17 protein-coding genes are annotated in these 18,416 nt (G+C 43.0%); 15 read left to right on the top strand and 2 right to left on the bottom strand.

Going from position 1 to position 18,416, the window contains the following annotated elements; all coding sequences use genetic code 11:
- The 6 genes from GUA46_RS08970 (at window position 1) to GUA46_RS08945 (ending at window position 7,853) form a co-directional block, all read left to right on the top strand.
- Window positions 1-486: a GNAT family N-acetyltransferase gene (locus tag GUA46_RS08970; RefSeq protein ID WP_108244702.1), complete on the top strand. Its 486-nt coding sequence runs from the start codon at window positions 1-3 to the stop codon at window positions 484-486.
- The gene (prmC, locus tag GUA46_RS08965; RefSeq protein WP_176620201.1) at window positions 486-1,421 is read left to right on the top strand and encodes a peptide chain release factor N(5)-glutamine methyltransferase; all 936 of its coding nucleotides are present in this window, start codon (window positions 486-488) and stop codon (window positions 1,419-1,421) included. Before GUA46_RS08970 ends, prmC begins: the two co-directional genes overlap by 1 nt.
- Complete coding sequence (gene ligA, locus GUA46_RS08960; protein ID WP_176620200.1) at window positions 1,418-3,418, top strand: NAD-dependent DNA ligase LigA; 2,001 nt, start codon at window positions 1,418-1,420, stop codon at window positions 3,416-3,418. The genes prmC and ligA overlap by 4 nt, the downstream gene beginning before the upstream one ends.
- Window positions 3,415-3,708 carry a hypothetical protein gene (locus GUA46_RS08955; protein ID WP_176620199.1) on the top strand — a complete coding sequence of 98 codons (294 nt, stop codon included), beginning with the start codon at window positions 3,415-3,417 and terminating at the stop codon, window positions 3,706-3,708. The genes ligA and GUA46_RS08955 overlap by 4 nt, the downstream gene beginning before the upstream one ends.
- A gap of 577 nt (window positions 3,709-4,285) precedes the next feature.
- Window positions 4,286-5,785, top strand: a complete 1,500-nt coding sequence (locus GUA46_RS08950; protein WP_176620198.1) for a BspA family leucine-rich repeat surface protein — start codon at window positions 4,286-4,288, stop codon at window positions 5,783-5,785.
- 622 nt (window positions 5,786-6,407) lie between these two features.
- On the top strand, window positions 6,408-7,853 hold the full coding sequence (locus GUA46_RS08945) for a BspA family leucine-rich repeat surface protein (RefSeq protein WP_176620197.1): 1,446 nt from the start codon (window positions 6,408-6,410) through the stop codon (window positions 7,851-7,853).
- Between the two features lie 358 nt (window positions 7,854-8,211).
- Here GUA46_RS08945 and GUA46_RS08940 read toward each other — a convergent pair whose 3' ends face one another.
- Entirely contained in the window at window positions 8,212-9,123 is a 912-nt protein-coding gene (locus GUA46_RS08940) for a metallophosphatase (RefSeq protein ID WP_176620196.1), read from the bottom strand.
- Window positions 9,123-9,836, bottom strand: coding sequence for a 5'-nucleotidase C-terminal domain-containing protein (locus GUA46_RS08935; RefSeq protein ID WP_229418477.1), 714 nt, complete (start codon window positions 9,834-9,836; stop codon window positions 9,123-9,125). The genes GUA46_RS08940 and GUA46_RS08935 overlap by 1 nt, the downstream gene beginning before the upstream one ends.
- A 115-nt stretch (window positions 9,837-9,951) precedes the next feature.
- On the opposite strand from GUA46_RS08935, the gene GUA46_RS08930 reads away from it, so the two are divergent.
- The 9 genes from GUA46_RS08930 to GUA46_RS08890 all read left to right on the top strand — a co-directional run bounded on the left by GUA46_RS08930 (window position 9,952) and on the right by GUA46_RS08890 (window position 18,416).
- Window positions 9,952-10,485: a DUF6913 domain-containing protein gene (locus GUA46_RS08930; RefSeq protein WP_176620194.1), complete on the top strand. Its 534-nt coding sequence runs from the start codon at window positions 9,952-9,954 to the stop codon at window positions 10,483-10,485.
- Between the two features lie 4 nt (window positions 10,486-10,489).
- Window positions 10,490-11,380, top strand: a complete 891-nt coding sequence (dapA, locus tag GUA46_RS08925; protein WP_176620193.1) for a 4-hydroxy-tetrahydrodipicolinate synthase — start codon at window positions 10,490-10,492, stop codon at window positions 11,378-11,380.
- A 108-nt stretch (window positions 11,381-11,488) separates the two neighbouring features.
- Window positions 11,489-12,325 carry an outer membrane protein assembly factor BamD gene (locus GUA46_RS08920; RefSeq protein ID WP_176620192.1) on the top strand — a complete coding sequence of 279 codons (837 nt, stop codon included), beginning with the start codon at window positions 11,489-11,491 and terminating at the stop codon, window positions 12,323-12,325.
- 25 nt (window positions 12,326-12,350) lie between these two features.
- Window positions 12,351-12,677, top strand: a complete 327-nt coding sequence (locus GUA46_RS08915; protein WP_108246241.1) for a DNA-directed RNA polymerase subunit omega — start codon at window positions 12,351-12,353, stop codon at window positions 12,675-12,677.
- Window positions 12,678-12,680: 3 nt separating this feature from the next.
- Entirely contained in the window at window positions 12,681-13,886 is a 1,206-nt protein-coding gene (gene coaBC / locus GUA46_RS08910; RefSeq protein WP_176620191.1) for a bifunctional phosphopantothenoylcysteine decarboxylase/phosphopantothenate--cysteine ligase CoaBC, read from the top strand.
- Window positions 13,879-14,769, top strand: coding sequence for a type IX secretion system protein PorD (porD, locus tag GUA46_RS08905; protein ID WP_176620190.1), 891 nt, complete (start codon window positions 13,879-13,881; stop codon window positions 14,767-14,769). The genes coaBC and porD overlap by 8 nt, the downstream gene beginning before the upstream one ends.
- A gap of 46 nt (window positions 14,770-14,815) precedes the next feature.
- Entirely contained in the window at window positions 14,816-16,468 is a 1,653-nt protein-coding gene (recN, locus tag GUA46_RS08900) for a DNA repair protein RecN (RefSeq protein WP_176620189.1), read from the top strand.
- Window positions 16,469-16,541: 73 nt separating this feature from the next.
- Window positions 16,542-17,354, top strand: a complete 813-nt coding sequence (locus GUA46_RS08895; RefSeq protein ID WP_176620188.1) for an enoyl-ACP reductase FabI — start codon at window positions 16,542-16,544, stop codon at window positions 17,352-17,354.
- 54 nt (window positions 17,355-17,408) lie between these two features.
- Entirely contained in the window at window positions 17,409-18,416 is a 1,008-nt protein-coding gene (locus GUA46_RS08890; protein WP_176620187.1) for a glycosyltransferase family 2 protein, read from the top strand.

Below are 18,416 nucleotides of genomic sequence, written 5' to 3'. Positions count from 1 at the left end.
ATGGGAGATACGGTGATTCGTGAAATTACCCCCGAAGACAATGTACAGGTGGCCCAAGTGATTCGAAAGGTTTTTGAGGATATGGGTGTTCCTAAAGTAGGTACCGCTTATGCAGATAAAGCTTTGGACGATATGTACTCTAATTATAATGTGCCCAAAGCTGCGTATTTTGTGGTGGAGCACGAAGGCGAAGTAATCGGCTGTGCCGGTGTCGCCAAGTTGGATAACTATGATGGTAATGTCTGCGAGCTTCAAAAAATGTACTTTTTGGAGGAAGCCAGGGGCAAGGGACTCGGTGCCAAAATGATTGGAGCTTGTTTGCAAAAAGCTAAAGAATTTGGGTTTGAGGCCTGCTATTTGGAAACCATGCCCTACATGGAAGCCGCCCAAAAGTTGTACAAGAAGAACGGTTTTGAGTACATCGACGCTCCCATGGGAAATACGGGCCATTATTCCTGCCCCGTTTGGATGCTTAAAAAATTGTAATGCTCCTCAAAGAAATCAAAGACATTTACCATAAAGAGTTGGGCACAATCTATCCCAAAGAGGAGATTGATTCCTTTTTTTATTCCTGTATTGAGCATTACCTTAATCTGCAACGATTCATTCTGGCCATTCAGCCTGGGATTGCATTGACCAAGGAAGAAGAGCAGCCTCTTTTTGAAGCACTGTCCGAACTCAAATTGGAAAAACCCCTTCAATATATTTTGGGAACTGCCCATTTTATGGATTTGGAGCTTTACGTAGATGAAAATGTGTTGATTCCCCGTCCTGAGACCGAAGAATTGGTGCAATGGATTTTGGATGATATTAGAAGTCAGAAGTCAGATGTCGGAAGTCAGAAGTTGCAAGTGGGAAACCCAGAATTGAAGGCTGAAGCCCCATGTAGCGAAGATGAATCTTTTCATCCTTTACCTTTTAGCGTCTTGGACATTGGAACAGGAAGCGGCTGTATCTCCATTGCTTTAGCAAAGCACCTGCTCAATGCCAAAGTGTTTGCTTTGGATGTGTCCGATGGCGCATTGGATGTGGCTCAGAAAAATGCAGTGTCAAATGGAGTGGATATCACATTTTTGCATGAAGATATTCTTAACACGGAACTTGAACTTGATTTTGATATCATCGTTTCTAATCCGCCTTATGTCAGAGAGTTGGAGAAGGGAGGAATTCAAAAAAATGTAAAGGATTTTGAACCCGGAACTGCATTGTTTGTTCCAGATGATGACCCTTTAGTTTTTTACAGGGTAATTATCGATTTCGCGGAAAAGCATCTTTCCGAAAAAGGAAAATTGTATTTTGAAATCAATCAATATTTGGGAAAGGAGACCCAAGCACTTTTCAATCATCGTAATTTTTCAGAAATTGAACTGCGAAAAGATATGTTTGGCAACGACAGAATGCTAAAAGCAATTAGAAAATGAGCATCCAAGATAAAATAACTTCCCTGCGCAATGAACTAAGGGAACACAACTATAAATATTACGTGCTTGATGAGCCGTCCATTTCCGACTATGAGTTTGATATGAAACTCAAGGAACTCCAAACATTGGAAGCCGAGCATCCTGAATTTCAGGACCCGACCTCCCCAACATTGCGTGTGGGAGGAATGGTAACCAAAAACTTTGAGACCGTGGCCCATGAGCATCGGATGTATTCCTTGGATAATTCGTATTCCAAGGAGGATTTGGAAGATTGGGAGAAACGCATACAACGTATTTTGGGGGATGCTGAGGTGGAATTTACCTGTGAGTTAAAGTATGATGGAGCTTCTATCAGTCTGACATATGAAGATGGGAAATTGGTAAAAGCAGTGACCCGTGGTGATGGCTTTCAAGGGGACGATGTCACCAATAACATTAAAACAATTAAGTCGGTTCCCCTGCAATTGAAAGGCGACTATCCACCTAAATTCGATATTAGAGGGGAAATTATCCTAACACTCGAGGGCTTTGCCAAAATGAACGCAGAACGTGTGGAAGCTGGCGAAGACCCTTATATGAATCCCCGAAATACAGCATCTGGGAGTTTAAAACTACAGGATAGCGCCTTGGTGGCACAGCGTCCATTGGAGTGTTTGTTGTACAGCATAGCCGGAGATAATTTAGGAATTTCATCTCAGTTTGAGGTGCTGGAAAAAGCACGTGCTTGGGGTTTTAAAGTCCCCAGCGTAGCCAAATTGTGCAAATCTACAGCTGAAGTTATGCAGTTCACAGACTATTGGGCCATCCACCGGCACGAATTGCCTTACGAAACTGATGGTGTGGTGGTTAAGGTGAACAGCATCCAACAGCAGGAAGAACTGGGCTACACTGCAAAATCTCCACGCTGGGCCATGGCCTATAAATTTAAGGCGGAGCAGGCTACTACAACCTTGAACAAAATAACCTATCAAGTTGGTAGAACCGGTGCAATTACCCCTGTGGCCAATCTGGAGCCTGTATTGTTGGCAGGTACCACGGTAAAACGGGCTTCTTTGCACAATGCCGACCAAATAGCTAAAATCGATGTACGCGAAGGCGATACGGTTTTTGTGGAAAAGGGAGGTGAAATCATCCCAAAAATCGTAGGGGTCGATTTTACCAAGCGGTCAATCGATTCAGAACCTACCAAATATATTGAAAATTGTCCCGAATGTGGTACGGAACTTATTAGAAAGGAAGGGGAGGCACAACACTTCTGTCCAAACGATATTGGTTGTCCACCTCAGATTACAGGTCGAATCCAACATTTTATTTCCAGAAAGGCCATGGATATTGAAGGTTTGGGCGGTGAAACGGTGGAATTGTTGTTCAAGGAGGGGTTGATAGGTAATTATGCCGACCTGTACATTTTGACCAAGGAACAAATCTTGCCGTTGGAACGAATGGCGGACAAATCCGCTGAAAACTTGGTGAACGGTGTTCAGGTATCTAAAGCGATTCCGTTTGAGCGAGTGCTTTTTGCCTTGGGGATACGATATGTTGGCGAGACGGTTGCCAAAAAACTGGCAAAAGCCTTCAAGAATATTGAGACATTAATGGCTGCTTCACAGGAGCAATTGGTGGCAGTGGACGAGATAGGGGAGCGGATTGCGGAGAGTGTGGTGAGTTTTTTCTCGGAACCCGCGAATGTGGCAATTATTGAGCGATTAAAATCATACGGACTGCAGTTTTCCTTGTCCGAGGAGCAGTTGGAAAATCAAACGGAACTCCTCAAGGGACAAACCTTTGTGATTTCCGGTGTGTTCGAAACCATCAGCCGTAATGATCTTAAGAAATTAATTGAGGACAATGGGGGAAAAGTATCTTCGTCCATTTCATCAAAAACCAGCTTTTTGGTCGCTGGTGACAATATAGGGCCAAGCAAACGGACAAAGGCAGAAGGTTTGGGTGTCCCAATAATTTCGGAACAGGAGTTTTTGCAAAAACTGGAATCATGATACCCAAAACTTACGAAGAATTTGAAGCTACTTTAGATCAATACGCACCTCCAGGCGAGTGGTCGGAACCCTTAAAATCCCTTTGGCACGATGCGAAGGGCGATTGGGAATCGTCTCACGACATTGCTCAAGAGCTAAACTCGCAAATGGGCAGTTGGATTCATGCGTACCTACACCGTAAAGAAGGTGATAAATGGAACGCCGGCTATTGGTACGGTAGGGCTGACAAACCTTTTCCAGACTTTAGTTTGGAGGACGAATTGAAAATATTGGTCGAGGCGAATCTTTAATCAATTGATTATCAATGAACAATAACCAATTTACAATTACCATTAATCAAACCAACAAATAACCGAATACCCCCAAACCAAGCGTGCGCCTGCCCATAGATTCTTCACTGCCCCCCGACTCCGCTCAGGGCCCGGTTTAGAATGACAATATTCAGTATGCAGTAAGCAGTTAACAATAAACAATAAACAATAAACAATTATTCAATTACCAACAATCCAATAATCGAATCATCCAGCAATCGTCCATCGTCAGTTCGAGCGCAGTCGAGAACCCTTCGCCAACCGCCCTTCGACTCCGCTCAGGGCCCGGCAGGCAGTCGAAAACCCTTTGCTCTTGACCATTGCCCTTGTCCCCTTCACCTTTAAACCTTCACCCAATAACCAAATAATCGAATCATCCAAAAATCCAGCCATCCCTTCATCTTCACCCCTTGACCTTTAACCTTTAACCCGTAACCCTTCCCCTAAAACCCTCCATCAACCCAAACCCCCCATCCGTCAACTCAAACGGGGCATTGGTAAATCGGGCGGAGAAAATCTTGTGTAAAAGAACCATCTTTCCAGAAAATACCATGTTATGACTATCAAATTTGAAAAGTTGTTCTTCCTGTTTTTGTTGGTATGTGCGCTACAATCTTGCGACAATGATTCTTTGGAAGATGTAAATGGGGCGCCTATCGCCCACGGGGATACTTTTTCCGTAAAGGAAGATGTGGATGAGCAGACCATTATCGGAACCATTGAGGCGACCGACCCGGATGATGATAAGTTGATCTTTGAGATTAGGAGTGGGGGCAACGATCTTTTTGAAATCAGTCCAGAAGGTGAAATCTCTTTGGCGCCCGGGAAATATCTGGATTACGAAACGGTGAAGGAACATTCATTGGTTGTTATGGTTTCAGATGGCATTATTGACAGGTTCAGAGGCGTAATGGTTAAGGTAGAAGATGTCGAGGAACCTATTGAGGACAATTCTAGGCCGTTTATAATCACATGGAAGACCAATATGGGCAACCAGACCCTCCACATTGGTGCGAACACAGATTACAGCTATGATTTCACTATCGATTGGGGAGATGGAACAATAGAGGAAATCGTAGAAATTGCTCCAGAGGCCTTTGAGCACACTTATGAGATAGCAGGAACTTATACCGTATCCATAAAAGGAGAATTTCCCAGCTTTTCATTTGAAGAGGATTATTCCTATGTGAAGAGCATTGATCAATGGGGCGATGTAGTATGGAAAGACCTCTCATTTGCTTTTGCACTTTGTGCAAACATGCAATATAACGCCTCTGACGTACCGGACCTTTCAAATGTTACAAGTTTAGAGGGTTTGTTTTATGGGGCCGGATTCTTCAATGCAGATTTAGGTGATTGGGATACTTCCAAAGTAACAAATATGGAAAGGACATTTTCGGGAAGCAAATCCTTTAATGGGGATATCAGTAGTTGGGATACTTCCAAAGTGACAAATATGAGCGAAATGTTTGCTGGAACGGATGTATTTAATGCTGACATCGGTAATTGGGATACCTCAAATGTATTAGATATGAGCGGAATGTTCTTTGGAGCCTATGCCTTTAACATAGATATCGGTAATTGGAACACTTCCAACGTAACGGATATGTCAAATATGTTTAGGACTGCTAATTCCTTTAATGGAAATATTAATGATTGGAAAACCTCCAGTGTAACCACGATGAGCGGAATGTTTGCACATGCAACTTCTTTTAATGGAGACCTTAGTGAGTGGAACACGACCAATGTAGTCAATATGCAAATGATGTTCAAAGGAGCCACCTCCTTTGATCAAGATTTGGGCGGTTGGGACATTGGTAGTTTAACAATGCTTGAGGATATGTTCATTGCTAGCGGTATTTCTGCGGTTAATTTGAGTAATACATTTATCGGATGGAGCAGCTATGCCGACCAAAATGGCGGCCCTTCCAATATTACAGTGGGATTGGATAATTTGAGTATTTGTTTGGGAGATGGGATAAATGCACTTCAGAACCTCTTTGACAATTACCAATGGGATTACACGGGCAATTTGAATTTGGTGGAATGTAATTGATAATTGAAATAGCAATTTTTCATACTATTTGTTTTTAGATTAGACCGGGAGGGCCAAGCGCTTTCTCGGTTTTTCTTTTTTAGAAGTCAGAAGCCAGAAGCCAGAAGTCAGAAGTCAGAAGCCAGAAGTCAGAAGTCAGAAGTCAGAAGCCAGAAGTCAGAAGTCAGAAGTCAGAAGTCAGAGGTCGGATATCTGATATCTGAACCCTTGACAATAAACAATAAACAATTGCCAACAATCCAACAATCCAAAAATCGAATCATCCAACAATAGACCCATCGTCAGTTCGAGCGCAGTCGAGAACCCTTCGCCCACCGCCCTTCGACTCCGCTCAGGGCCCGGCATTCAATTAGTGAAAATTCGTGGAATTCGTGTCAAGATGGCAACTGACCATCAAACCATCCAACAATCCAACAATCGCCCCATCCCTTCACCCTTCACCCGCAACCCTTCACCCGTAACCCTTAACCCTCAACCCTCAACCCTCAACCCTTCCCCTGAAAACCCTCCATCAACCCAAACCCCTCATCCGTCAACTCAAACGGGGCATTGGTCAATTGGGGGCCAAAAACCTCGGCAGAACCCCCGAAATTGTCGCGATTAACATAAAAATTATATTGCGATGAAATTAAAACACGCACTTTTATCCATTTTTACGATTGCCCTGATCTGGTCCTGTGGTAAGGACGATTCCCCGACCACGCCTCCGGTTACGGAAGAAGAAAACAGCGTTCCGGTAATAGCCGCAAAGACCTTTACCGTGGCGGAGACCATTTCCGATACCGAGGTGATCGGTACAGTAACCGCTACCGACAAAGATGAAGACGACACCCTTACCTTTACCATTGAAGCAAACAGCGACGCCCTGTTCGAGATTACCGCAACGGGCGACCTTAGCTTGGCAAGCGGTAAAACGTTGGATGCAGCCACCAAAGATCAGCACGCCATTACGGTGAAGGTGGACGATGGCGAGGACACCGCAAGCGCCACGATTACCATAAAAGTAACTTCCGAAGAGGTGACCGAGACCAACGAGGCACCCGAGATGCTCGACCAAGAATTTAAAGCGAACGAGGATATTGACAATGCTTATGAGATCGGCATACTTGTGGCTACCGATGCGGACGATGACACCCTTACCTTTGAACTAAAAGAGAACGACAACGACCTGTTTATGCTCTCTGAAAGCGGCATATTGACCCTTGCCGAAGGCAAAACGCTGGATTACGAGACCGCGACCTCACACAGCATAACCGTAAGCGTAACCGATGGAGAGGAAACCGTTGAAGCTATTGTTACCATAAACGTGGAAAACGTAGTTGAAAGCATGTTTGATGACCCTGCTTCTTTTATAGCCACTTGGAATATGCCGGGGGGAGGTGAGATTTTTGTGCTGCCGAGAAACAATAATTATAGTTATGATTTTACCATAGATTGGGGTGATGGTACTGTGGAGGATTTTACTAATAATGATATTCCGGAACACATATATGCAACAGCTGGCACCTATACCGTTGCCATACAGGGAGAGTTTCCAGCAATACAAGTTTCAGGTGGGGATGCTGCAGAACAGTTGTTAAGTGTTGACCAATGGGGGCACATTGAATGGGAAACATTTAGAGATGCATTTAAAGGTTGTACAAAATTAGAGTTTAATGCTTCGGACAAACCTGATCTTTCCAATGTTACGGATATGGTATATATGTTCCAAGATTCCAACTTTAATGGGGACATTAGTGGTTGGGATGTGAGTAACGTCACCAATATGAGCTTAATGTTTTTGGGGGCTTCCAATTTTGACCAAGATTTGGGGGGATGGGATATTGGTAATGTAGAAAATATGTCCAATATGTTCGATAGCAGTGGTATGTCCAAAGAAAACCTAAATGCCACATTCATTGGTTGGAGCAACTATGTGGACGATAATAATGGTCCAACGGGTATTACTGTCGGTATTCATAATCTGACGGTTTGTGGTGATGAGGCATTGGCTGCCGGCGATAACTTGATGTTGAATCATGATTGGGTGATTACCGGAACCGTAGAGTTTCTTGAAGAATGTAATTAATTATTGAAATAGCAATTTTTCATACTATTTGTTTTTAGAAGATACCGGGAGGGCCAAGTGCTTTCTCGGTTTTTCTTTTTTAGAAGTCAGAAGTCAGAAGTCAGAAGTCAGAAGTCAGAGGTCAGAGGTCGGAGGTCAGAGGTCGGAGGTCGGAGGTCGGAGGTCGGATATCTGAAATCAGTAAGCAGTGGGCAGTCCACAATAAACAATTACCCAATGACCAATAATCGAACAATCAAACAATCAAAAAATCCAACAATCGACCCATTGTCAGTTCGAGCACAGTCGAGAACCCTTTTAACCATTAACCATTAACCATTAACCATTAACCATCAACCATCAACCAAATCACATCCACCTAAACCGTAATGCTCACTCCGTTGGCCGATGCCTTTTTAGCAGTATCAAAATAGAAATCTATTCTACCTAGATTGATCCCGTAGCATCCCACTTGGTTCACCAGAACCGAATTGCCGTTTTGGTTGGTGCGCACATCGGGCTTGTCCAAAAAAGTATGGGTGTGTCCACCAATGATCAAATCCGTGTGGAACGTTTTTTGTGCCAATTGGGTATCAGAAGGCTTTTCAGGGTAATCGTAATCATAACCCAAATGCGATAGACAAACAATCAAATCGCATTGCTCTTCCTCTTTGAGTTGCTTTTCTATGTCCAGGGCAATCTCGTAGGGGTTCAAATACTGGGTTTCCTTGTAGAGTTTTTTGGTCACCAATCCGTCCAATTCAATACCAAGGCCATACACACCGATTTTAATGCCATCAACCGTATAGATTTTATAGGGTTTCACGTAGCCGTCCATCACCGTGTTGGTAAAATCGTAGTTGGCGTTGATCATTTCAAAAGTGGCATTGGGCATCTGCGCGAGCAGCCCCTCAATACCATTGTCAAAATCGTGGTTGCCTATGGTTGCCGCATCATATTTGAGCTTGCTCATCAGCTTAAATTCCAGTTCACCACCATAAAAATTAAAGTAGGGGGTTCCTTGGAAAATATCCCCGGCATCAAAAAGCAGGGTGTTCGGGTTTTCGTTACGGATTTGCTCCACCAAAGTAGCGCGCCTCGCCACCCCGCCCAAATTTGGGTGTCTGGAGTGGGTAGAGGGGAAGGTGTCGATATGGCTGTGCACATCGTTGGTGTGCAATATGGTAATCTGTTTTTTGCCCAAATTGGAACATGAGCTTAAACTGAGCCCGCCCAATCCAATTAAAGTGGATGCAGCGGTGGTATTGGTAATAAAGTCCCTTCTTTTCATTAATCCATTTGTTTTATACGGTCATCAGCAACCGCTTGTAGCGTATCCACCTTTTTAAAATAGTCTATCATTGCGTTCCGCAATAGGTAATCCGTTGGTGTTCTCGATACAATTTGGTCAAAAAAGCCAACGCTTGGCCCTCCGTTGATCAAATAATCGGAAGAGGCCACGTAGTAGTTTCGGCTTTCATCAAAAGGTTCCCCTTGAATGTTCACGGATTCCAGTGCACCGTTCTTGTCCGTAACAATCTCGATTCCGGCAACGGGGTGTCTTCTAGAAGCCTTTGCCACAAAATTGATGAGTTCACGGGTAGCGGAGCCGCTGAGTTCCACCACTTCAATATAATTTTCAAAAGGCATTACCTCGTAGGCGTTTCTGGCGCTTACATTGCCCTCGGAGATAATGGAGCGTACACCACCGGCGTTCAACACCACAAAATCCAAGGTGTTGTTGGTTCTTGATTTGAAAATAGGGGTGGTCTGCTCAAAAACAATGTCCGCCATTAAGTTCCCCATGGATGAGGTACGTTCGCCATCGTTCAATAACAATGGTTTTGGGGCATAGGCCAAGGTACTGTCCAGCACCTCGTTGATTCTTTTTCGGTACGGTTCCACAAAGGCTTCAATGGAATCGGTCTGGGTGATGGTAGAGTCGATAGGGACTTGCCTGCCCTGAATTTTCGTTAGTTTTCCGGTATCATTTTTACAGGACATCAAAAAACAAAAAGTTACAAATACAACAAATTGTTTAAATTTTAGATTGTTCACAGGCGTATCTTTGTTAAGTCGTCTTGGTAGATTATTTACCTTTGTAAAAATCATCAAAAATATGTTTTTGAAAGGACTCCAAGACAAATTTAAAGTTAAATCGGGGCATAAATATTTAAGGGAAGAACTGGAAAGGTCTCCCAAGACTGTTGCCAGAGATAAGGGGATTACCAGTGTGGGCTGTATTGTCGATGTTGATAATTTTCAGAAAGCAGAGGCCTTTTACGAACTTATTGAGGAGTTTTCGCTGAGACCGAATGCTATAAAAATTATCGGATACAAACGAGAGTTCGATAAAAACTCCCCTTACGCCATCCAAATGTTCTCGGATAAAGACCTTGGGTGGAAAGGAGAGATAGAAAACAGTTACGTTCTGGAATTTTTGAGCAGGGAGTACGATATGTTGATCAATTATTACGAAGATGATAATTTAATGATGAAGTTGTTATCTGTAAAAACTCCTGCACGTCTCAAAGTAGGTTTGGCGGCACAGGACCCCAAACTGAATGATTTAATCTTGAATACATCCTTGGGCGACTTTAAGTTGTTCAAAAGTGAACTGAAGAAATATTTAAAGGTCTTAAAAGAAATTTGAAGTGATGGAACAATTGATCGGAACAGGAGTAGCTTTGATAACCCCGTTCAGAGAAGATTTATCGGTAGATGTAGAAGCCTTGGAAAGAGTGGTGGAGCATAACATTCAAGGTGGTGTGGATTATTTGGTGGTGTTGGGAACAACGGCCGAATCGGCAACCCTTTCGCAGGCAGAAAAGCAGTTGGTGGTAGATGTGGTGGTGCGCGCCAATGCAGGGAGACTTCCTTTGGTACTAGGTGTAGGAGGCAACAATACGATGGCGGTGGTGAACGAGCTAAAAACATTGGATTTATCTGATTTTGATGCGATACTTTCCGTTTCACCTTATTATAACAAGCCTACACAAGAGGGCATATATCAACATTTTAAACTGATTTCAGAAGCGTCGCCCATTCCAATCGTGCTTTACAATGTACCCTCAAGAACAGGCAGCAATATGTTGCCGGCGACCACGTTGAGGTTGGCGCACGACTTCACCAATATTATTGCGATCAAAGAAGCTTGCGGCGATGCCGTTCAAATTGATAATATTATAAAAGGCAAACCAGAAGGCTTTTTGGTCATCTCTGGTGACGATTCAACGGCTTTGGCCACGGTGCTGTCAGGTGGGGCTGGTGTTATCTCGGTTTTGGGGCAGGGATTGCCATCTCTTTTTTCCGATATGATAAAATTTGGCTTGGAAGGCAATGTAAAGGAAGCTTACGCTATCCACCACAAACTATCTCCATTAATGTCCCAAATTTTTGAAGAAGGGAACCCGGCCGGTATAAAAAGCATCTTCCAGAGCAAAGGGATTTCACGGGCTACTGTGCGATTGCCATTAGTGGAAGCGACATCGGTTTTAAAGGATAAAATCGTAGCCTCTTTGGGTCAGTTGGACAAGGCCCATGTTTAAAATTCGTTAAATGTTGCCCAAATAATTGGGGATTGCCCTTGCTACCTTTTACATTTGAGTGGTAAAAAAATCTTTTTTATATCCGTTCAATATCACTAATTTTGCAAAATGTTTTTGAAAATGAGGTCAATACTCCTTTTTTGTTGTGCAGCAGTGCTTCTCGTATCCTGTAGTGAGTATCAAAAGGTACTTAAGGAAACCGATGTGAAGGCCAAATACGATATGGCCGAAAAGCTGTACGAGGAAGGTGATTATAAAAGAGCGGTTCGTTTGTTCGAGCAGATTGCGCCCCAATATGTTGGAAAACCACAAGGGGAACGCGTGATGTTCTTCTTTGCCGATAGCTACTTCAAAAATGGGGACTATTATTTGTCAGGATACCAGTTCGAGCGCTTTATAAAATCATATCCACGTAGTGATAAGATTCAGGAAGCCAGTTTTTTGGGAGCAAAAAGTTATTACATGCTTTCTCCAAAGTACTCCTTAGATCAAACAGAAACTGACAAGGCACTTTTGAAATTACAGACCTTTATCAATAATTATTCCGAGTCTGAGTTTTTTGAGGAAGCCAACACAATGGCCAGGGAGTTGACCACCAAAAAGGAGAAGAAAGAAATAGAGATAGCAAAGCAATTCAATAAGTTGGGAGAATTCAATTTGCCCGTTTTGATTTCTGCAATCACTGCTTTTGATAATTTCATTACAGACAATCCAGGTTCAGTCTATCGTGAAGAAGCCATGTTTTATAGAATAGAATCGGCCACGAGATTAGCCCTGAACAGTACATTGGACAAAAAACAAGAGCGATTGGAAGATGCACTTGAATCTTATAATACGTTGATGCGTTATTTTCCTGAAACGGAATTCAAGAAAAAGGCTGATGACTATGCCGAAACAATCCGTGAGGAGTTGAGTGCATACGACACTGCTTCTTTATCAAAATAAAAAATTAGCTTTTAAACCATTGCACATGCAAGATTTGAAAAACACCAAGGCCCCGGTATCCACAAAAACTCTTAATAGAAACGAGTTTGACGAAAAAACCGAAAACATTTACGAAGCTATCTCCATAGCTTCAAAAAGAGCTATCCAAATCAATTCTGAAATCAAAAAGGAATTGTTGGAAAAGCTAGAAGAGTTTGCTACCTATAGCGATAGTTTGGAAGAAGTGTTCGAGAACAAAGAACAGATAGAGGTTTCCAAATTCTACGAAAAATTGCCAAAACCACATGCTTTGGCAGTACAAGAGTGGTTGGAAGATAAAATCTACTACAGGAATACAGAGAAAGACGCATAAGAAATGCTCAGCGGTAAAAATATTCTTTTGGGAGTTTCCGGGGGAATTGCCGCCTACAAGACTACATTTCTTGTTCGTTTACTGATTAAAGCTGGCGCCCAGGTCAAAGTTGTAATGACCCAGAGCGCCAGCTCTTTTGTTTCTCCACTTACACTTTCCACACTTTCAAAAAATCCAGTGTTGATGGATTTTATCAACGAGGAAGATGGAAGCTTGTCCTGGAACAACCATGTTGAGCTCGGACTTTGGGCAGACGTGATGCTGATTGCTCCCGCTACAGCCAATACCTTGTCCAAGATGGCCAATGGGACATGCGACAACCTTCTTTTAGCGACCTATTTATCGGCAAAGTGTCCAGTGTATTTTGCACCTGCCATGGATTTGGATATGTACCAGCATCCATCCACCAAAAATTCACTTGATAAATTGGAATCTTTTGGAAACACTATCATTCCTGCCGAATCGGGAGAGCTGGCAAGTGGATTGCACGGCGAGGGACGTATGGCAGAGCCTGAGAACATAGTGGCCTTTATTCAAGAAGATTTAAAAAAAGGATTGCCACTTTCAGGGAAAAAAGTACTCATTACGGCCGGGCCTACGCAAGAGGCCATTGATCCCGTTCGTTTTTTGGGAAACCGTTCCACGGGCACCATGGGGTTTGAACTGGCCAAAAGGGCTGCAAATCTTGGCGCGAACGTAATTTTGGTCTCAGGCCCCACACATTTGGACATCGAACATAATGGCATCGAATTGATTCGGGTGACGTCGGCCCAAGACATGTACGAAGCCTGTCATGAACATTACGCGAACACCGATATCGCGATATGTGCGGCTGCGGTAGCAGATTATCGTCCTAAAATAATAGCTTCTGAAAAGGTGAAGAAGCAGGAAGGTGACATGAAGATTGAGCTGGAACGTACACCGGATATTTTAATGTCACTTGGTGAGGCCAAACAAAATCAATTCTTGGTCGGATTTGCCTTGGAAACCCAAAATGAACTGGAGAATGCCAAAGGCAAGCTCAAAAGAAAACATTTGGACGGGATTGTTCTTAATTCCTTAAAAGATGACGGCGCTGGGTTTGGCGGTAGCACAAATAAAATTACTTTCATAGATAAGAATTCAGAGATAAAAACGTTTGATTTGAAGACGAAGCCCGAAGTAGCTTCCGATATTTGGAAAGAAATCATCTCCAGGATTCATGCGTAACATAGTTTTTTCTGTTTTCTTATTGTTGTTGACCATCGGAACTTCTGCACAAGAGTTGAACTCTTCGGTGACTGTGAACTCCGACCAAGTAGGGCAGACCAATCAACAGATTTTTAGAACTTTGGAGCGTTCGCTGAACGATTTTGTGAACAAGACGAAATGGACCAACAGGACTTATCGTGAAAATGAGCGTGTCAATGCGCGGATGTTCATTACGGTAACCCAGTACGAATCGGACCGTTTTGAAGCCAATATTCAGATTCAATCCACACGACCGGTTTTTAATACCACATACGAAAGCCCTGTGTTCAACTACAAGGACAATTCATTTAACTTTCAATATCAGGAATTCCAACCTTTAGTGTACAATCCAAATAATTTTGATTCCAATTTGGTGGGGGTAATCTCTTACTACGTGTACATTATGTTGGGACTGGATGCCGATACATTTTCTTTGGAAGGAGGCAACGATTTTTACCGTCAGGCACAGAACATTGTGACCCAAGCTCAGAGTTCCGGTTATGCCGGTTGGAGCCAAGACACGGGGGACCGCAGCCGATTTGAGTTGGTGGACAACCTATTGAGCAACTCGTTCAGGGAATACCGGATTGCCATGTACAATTACCACAGAAAAGGGCTCGATATTTTGGCTGACAACAATAGCACGGGCAAGCAAATTATTGCAGGAAGCCTTCGTTTGTTCGAAACACTTATTAGCCGTAGGCCCAATGCCTTCTTGATCCAGACCTTTTTTGATGCCAAGTCCGAAGAAATCCAGAATATCTTCTCGGATGGTCCAAAGGTGGACATCGTAAAACTCAAGGAAACCCTTAATAAAGTGGCTCCATTTTATTCCAGTACATGGAATGAAATAAATTACTAGTGCAGTTCTATAAAGAAATTTATCTTTACGGGTAAATTCTTCAATATTGCTAGCAAATCTATCCATCCAAAATTATGCACTCATTGATGATGTAAGTGTGTCTTTTTCCAACGGATTCACTACCATTACAGGTGAAACCGGAGCCGGAAAATCCATACTCTTGGGAGGACTTTCCATGGTTTTGGGAAAGCGTGCCGATTTATCGTCTTTAAAGAATACAGCACAAAAATGTGTGATAGAGGCCGAGTTCGATATTTCCAAATATCAGCTCAGGCCGTTTTTTGAAGAAAACGAACTGGATTACGAGGACACTACTATTTTGCGGAGAGAGATATTGCCCAGCGGAAAGTCGAGGGCCTTTGTAAACGATTCCCCGGTCACTTTGGATGTAATGCGTGCTTTGGGCGACCAATTGGTGGATGTACACTCGCAGCATCAGACCATGCAGCTTACCGATAACGATTTTCAGATGAAAGTGTTGGATGCATTGGCCGATAACTCCGAAAATCTTACAGCATATATGGATGAGCTTGACAAGTTGCGGGCAGCGTCCAAAGAACTTCAAAAATTGGAGGATTTTCAGGCAGATGCCGATAAGGAACACGATTACAACAGTTTTTTATTGAAAGAACTCGAAGATGCCAAGCTCAAGGAAGGCATGCAGGAAGAACTCGAAGAAGAGTACGAGCAATTGAGCAACGTGGAGCAGATTATGGAACAGTTGTCCGCCGGGCATCAGTTGTTGAATGACGAGCAATTGGGCATTGTAGGCCGACTTACCGATTTAAAACGGGCATTCCAGGGCTTGACGGATTTTGGGTCGGACTATAAATCCTTGTACGATAGGATTCAATCTGTTTTGATTGAAACCGATGATATTGCCTCCGAACTGGAGCAAATGCAGGAAGGCGTAGAGGCCGACCCAGAGCGTTTGGAAGTGGTCAATGGCAAATTGCAACAACTTTACGACCTTCAAAAAAAGCACCATACGGATTCGGTAGCTGATTTAATAGCCATTCGGGAGGAATTGGCCCAAAAGGTGGATGCGGTTGCCAATATTGAATCCAAAATCAAAGAGAAGCAACAAGAGGTCGATGCCATCACCAAAACGGTAGACGCTTGGGCCAAAAAAATAAGTGAGGGAAGAAAGGCTGTCATCCCCAAATTGAACGAGAGGCTTCATACAAATCTAGCATCATTGGGAATGTCGGCAGCAACATTTAAGATTGAGGTGAATCCCTCCAAATCATTTAAAACCAATGGCAAAGATGATTTGATGTTCTTGTTTTCTGCCAACAAAGGCTCCAATTACGGAGAACTAAAAAAGGTGGCATCTGGAGGGGAACTATCCCGGATTATGCTGACGATAAAATCTATTTTGGCGGAGTATGAAAACCTGCCCACCATGATGTTCGATGAAATCGACACCGGGGTTTCAGGTGAAATATCCAACCGAATGGGAGAAATTATGCAGCAAATGAGCGGTACCATGCAGGTGTTTTCCATAACACATTTACCACAAGTGGCATCAAAAGGACAGTATCAGTTCAAGGTGTATAAAGAAGAAAGAATGGAAGGAACAAGCACTCACATTAAACAGCTGACTACGGACGAACGTGTACGGGAGTTGGCAGAAATGTTGGGTGGCAAGTCGTTGTCAGAATCCGCTTTGGCCCACGCCAAGGAACTACTGCAATAAAACCGTAAGGGTGTTTCCCAAACTTCAAATAGTTTAAATATCTTTGTGACACAATCAACAATAGCAATAAACTATGGCATACAATCTTTTAAAAGGTAAAAAAGGAATCATTTTTGGTGCATTGGATTCTAACTCCATTGCATGGAAAACCGCTGAACGCGTTCACGAAGAAGGTGGCGAGTTTGTTCTAACGAATGCACCCATCGCCATGCGAATGGGTCAAATCAATGAACTGGCGGAAAAGACCAATTCAGAAATTATTCCCGCAGATGCCACTAACGAAGAGGACTTGAAAAACTTGGTGGAGAAATCCATGGAGATTTTGGGAGGCAAGCTTGATTTTGTGCTTCATTCCATTGGAATGTCCGTCAATGTTAGAAAAGGAAGACATTACACAGATGAAAACTATAGCTTTACGGAAAAAGGCTGGGACGTATCGGCATTATCTTTCCATAAAGTTATGCAGTCACTTTATAAAGCTGAAGCGATGAACCAATGGGGAAGTATAGTTGCTTTGACCTATATGGCTGCGCAGAGAACATTCCCGGATTATAATGATATGGCGGACAACAAAGCTTATTTAGAGTCTGTGGCCAGAAGTTTTGGTTATTTCTTCGGAAAAGAACATAAGGTGCGAGTGAACACCATTTCACAATCGCCAACCCCTACCACTGCAGGGCAGGGGGTTAAAGGGTTTGATGGATTCATCAACTACGCGGAAAAAATGTCGCCATTGGGCAACGCCACCGCAGATGATTGCGCCAACTATACCGTGTCCCTTTTCTCCGATTTGACAAAAAAGGTGACCATGCAGAACTTGTTCCACGATGGTGGGTTCTCTAATACAGGTGTGAGTCAAGAAGTAATCGATGAGTTTTCGAAATAAACTTTAAAAAATATATGGGAAGCCACTCTTTTTAGGGTGGCTTTTCTGTTTGAGATGAATACATTTTTTTCCATAGTGGTACCGGTGTACAACCGGCCTGATGAAATTAGGGAACTCTTGGAAAGTCTCCAAAAACAAGACTTCCAGAAAGATTTTGAGGTGGTTATTGTTGAGGATGGGTCTTCACAAAGTTCGGAGGAAGTGGTAGATAGGTTTCAGGGTAAGTTGAATATTTCCTACTATTTCAAGAAAAATTCGGGACCTGGGGATTCCAGAAATTTTGGAATGCAACATGCCAAAGGAAATTATTTCATCATTCTGGATTCCGACTGCATCCTCCCTAAGCAATATTTGTCCGAAGTGGACAAAGAACTAACAAGGGAGTTTGTGCACTGTTTCGGTGGTCCGGATGCTGCGGACGATTCTTTCACCACCATTCAGAAAGCCATCAATTATGTAATGACGTCTTTTTTAACGACTGGAGGTATCCGTGGTGGTAAAAAGGGCATAGGTAAATTTCAGCCCCGTAGTTTTAATATGGGGATATCCAAAGAAGCATTTGAAAGGGTGGGAGGTTTCGGTCGTATACATCCTGGTGAAGACCCGGACCTGACTTTTCGTATTTGGAAGGCGGGGTTTGAAACTAGATTGTTCCCCGAGGCATTTGTGTATCATAAAAGACGTATCGACTGGAACAAATTTTATATTCAAGTCAATAAATTTGGGATGGTCCGTCCCATACTCAATAAATGGCACCCCGGAACGGCGAAGCCGACATACTGGTTTCCGACATTGTTTATGCTTGGATTGGTGGTGGCGATTCTCTTGGCCTTTGCAGGGCTTGGACTACCACTGATACTCTATATGTTCTATTTTTTGGTACTATTTTTGGATGCTTTGATAAAGAGTAAAAGTCTCATTGTCGCCTTGTTGTCCATTTTTGCCCTTATGATTCAATTTACAGGATATGGAATAGGTTTTTTCAAGTCCACAATGTTGCTTAACTTTAGTAATAAGAACCCAGAGGAGTTGTTCCCAAAACTATTTTTCAAGAAGAAGTAA

This window comes from Flagellimonas chongwuensis, assembly GCF_013376415.1.
Classification (GTDB): domain Bacteria; phylum Bacteroidota; class Bacteroidia; order Flavobacteriales; family Flavobacteriaceae; genus Flagellimonas; species Flagellimonas chongwuensis.
Note: the sequence above shows the minus strand (reverse complement) of the source record. Positions and strands in the feature narration are given on the sequence as shown.